This is a genomic window from Microcystis sp. M53598_WE2 (assembly GCF_030067735.1).
Classification (GTDB): domain Bacteria; phylum Cyanobacteriota; class Cyanobacteriia; order Cyanobacteriales; family Microcystaceae; genus Microcystis; species Microcystis aeruginosa.
In genome coordinates this window covers 1-2,436 of record NZ_JASJFE010000185.1, presented here as the reverse complement: position 1 = coordinate 2,436, position 2,436 = coordinate 1, and the positions used below count along the sequence as shown (strand labels likewise).

2 protein-coding genes are annotated in these 2,436 nt (G+C 40.1%); both read right to left on the bottom strand.

All coding sequences use genetic code 11. The features are described from left to right. Positions 1-219 precede the first annotated feature (219 nt). A complete protein-coding gene (locus tag PX636_RS04000; protein WP_288116286.1) occupies positions 220-1,653 on the bottom strand; it encodes a bifunctional orotidine-5'-phosphate decarboxylase/orotate phosphoribosyltransferase in 1,434 nt (477 codons plus the stop codon). Positions 1,654-1,664: 11 nt separating this feature from the next. Further along, positions 1,665-2,436 (bottom strand): CHAD domain-containing protein (locus PX636_RS03995; protein ID WP_288116285.1); only part of this gene is annotated, 772 nt, incomplete at its 5' end.

Here is a 2,436-nt window from a genome sequence, read left to right as displayed (position 1 = left end):
GGTCTGCTGAATAAATCTAAAAACCTTGTTGGATAAGACTTTTGGACTTTTTTCCCCTCAAAAAGTGCCAGCCATTGCGGGGATCGGGGGGAAAATTCAGGGACTTTTTCCCTGAAAATTAGGTAGTTGACCAGCTGAAAATCGATAAAACCCCACACCCCACACCCCACACCCCACACCCTGCCCCCAAGAAAAACTTTTTGCCGCAAACCCTAAATATCAATGGGAGCGATTTAAAAAACAGCTATATTCTGCTTCTGTCAGTCTTCCCGCTTCGTAGAGAGTATCGGTAATTTCTGCTAGGGTTAAAACCGAATAAGCTTGATAACCATGGCTACGAAGTTTATCTTTAACGGGGCCACCATGGTCGATAAAAACCACAATATCATTAACTAATAATCCCGCCGATTTAATCTTTGCTGCCCCCTCGATCGCGCTTTTGCCAGAAATTAAAATATCGTCCACCACTACCACCGTTTCCCCCACTTGAAAATTACCTTCGATTACTCTTCTTGTGCCGTGAGCTTTTACTTCTTTGCGGGGGAAAATCATCGGATGATTTAATAATAAAGATAAACCGGTAGCTGTGGGTAAAGAACCGTAGGGGATACCAGCAATGCGGTCAAATGTCAAGGTTTTTAATATTTCTCCATAGGCTTCAATTACCTGCTGAAAAATATTAGGATTAGAGATAATTTTTCTCAGATCGATATAATAGGAAAAAGTTTCTCCCGATGCTTGTACATAATCGCCAAACAGCAAGCAACCAATATCAAATAATTGTAGAATTAAATCCTGATGAGGATGTTGTTTTAAAAGACAAACGTTAGCAGTCCAAGTCTCATCTTGGCTTGATTCTTGCTGGTGATTTTGTTGAATTTTGTTGACTTCCTCTCGTAAATCCTTGACTTTTGTTCCCAAATCGGGTTGAGATAAAAAGTCTTGGGGTACAGGAATTAATAAACCCTCGCCATGACTATTTAAACCCACAGTAATTAACTCGGAGAATTTACTTTTTTCTTCCCAAATACTGCGTAATAAAATCAATCTTTCGGGGGCAAAATTGCGAATCTTTTTCAAAATCTCCGGTTGAGTGGTTCCCACTTCTAAAAACACCTGTTCGGGAGTTCCCCAAGTACAAGCTTCTTTGACAACTTGCAGATAAAAAGGATTGTCGCAACTGGGAAATTCTTGCAGATTAATCGCGCCTTGATTGGAAGTATGACAGAGGATAAAAGCGCCATGCTCGGGGTAAACTAAAAAAGGAGCAACGTGATCCTGTCCGGAGTAGGGATTGAGAGTAACCGCGTCCACCTGCCAAGTTTTAAAGATAGTCTCGGCTAAAACACTGCTAGTATTAATATCGCCGTGTTTAGCATCCAAAATTACTGGGATATGAGGGGGAATTGCCGTTAAAATTCGCTGTAATAATTCTAATCCCGCTGATCCCAAAGCTTGATAAAAGCCTAAAGTTGGTTTGTAGGCACAGACAAAAGGGGCGGTTTCATCGATAATAAACTTGAGCCACTGTTCTAAATTAACAATTAATTCTCCCGGGGTGGAGGGCATCATTTCGGGGTTAGCATCTAAACCGAGGACAAGTAGAGTCTGGTTTTGACTAATGGCGTGGTTTAACTTTTGAAAAAAATTCATCGGTTCTAATCTCAGGATTCTGGATTAGTTTCTAATTTTACACTATTTGGCCGAAAAATAGGCTGTAAAATTGTCTGGTGCAGACTTTTTCTGGTGTCAGCGTCAAGGAATTTCTTTTGTAGCGGTTGCCATTCTTGCCATTTTTGGTGACGGATATTTTGGAAAATTTCTAGTAAGGTGGGCATTTCCTTGGCAAGACAATTGGGGAAAATTTGGCTAAGAAAATCCGAGAGAACACAACAATCCTGCATTTCTCCGAGAATACCTTGAAGGTTTTTAATATCTTCTAGGTACTCTTGATATTTGTCGCCATAAAACTGAGTGAATAACTCCATATTATAGCGGGAACGCTTGGCTTCTTTACGGAGATCGTGCAGTAATAATCCTTCTTTTTCCAATAAGTCATCAATTTCTTGACTAGAAAACTCTCGTAATCTTTTATAGTCCTCTAAATTTACCCCAACTAACCAGCCTTCATGGAGTAAAAAGCGACTCGCTTGCGGTAATAATAAGTCTGGTAAAACTGTGGCAATATCTAATTTTCCCATCGGTTGATAGGTGGGATTATCCAACCAACTGGCAAAATCTGCCTTAAAATTGAGAAATTTATCGGACTTTAAGAGTTTTTCTACCTTAGCAAAAGCCTTCTCCCTTCGGTGTTCGAGAACTTGTAAAACTTTCTTCAGTAAATCCTGTTCTTTCGGGGGTAAAATTGGCTGATAATGACCGACAAAAGCCGATTTTAACACATCTAAATCCCGCAATTCTCCTAAAATTCTGCCC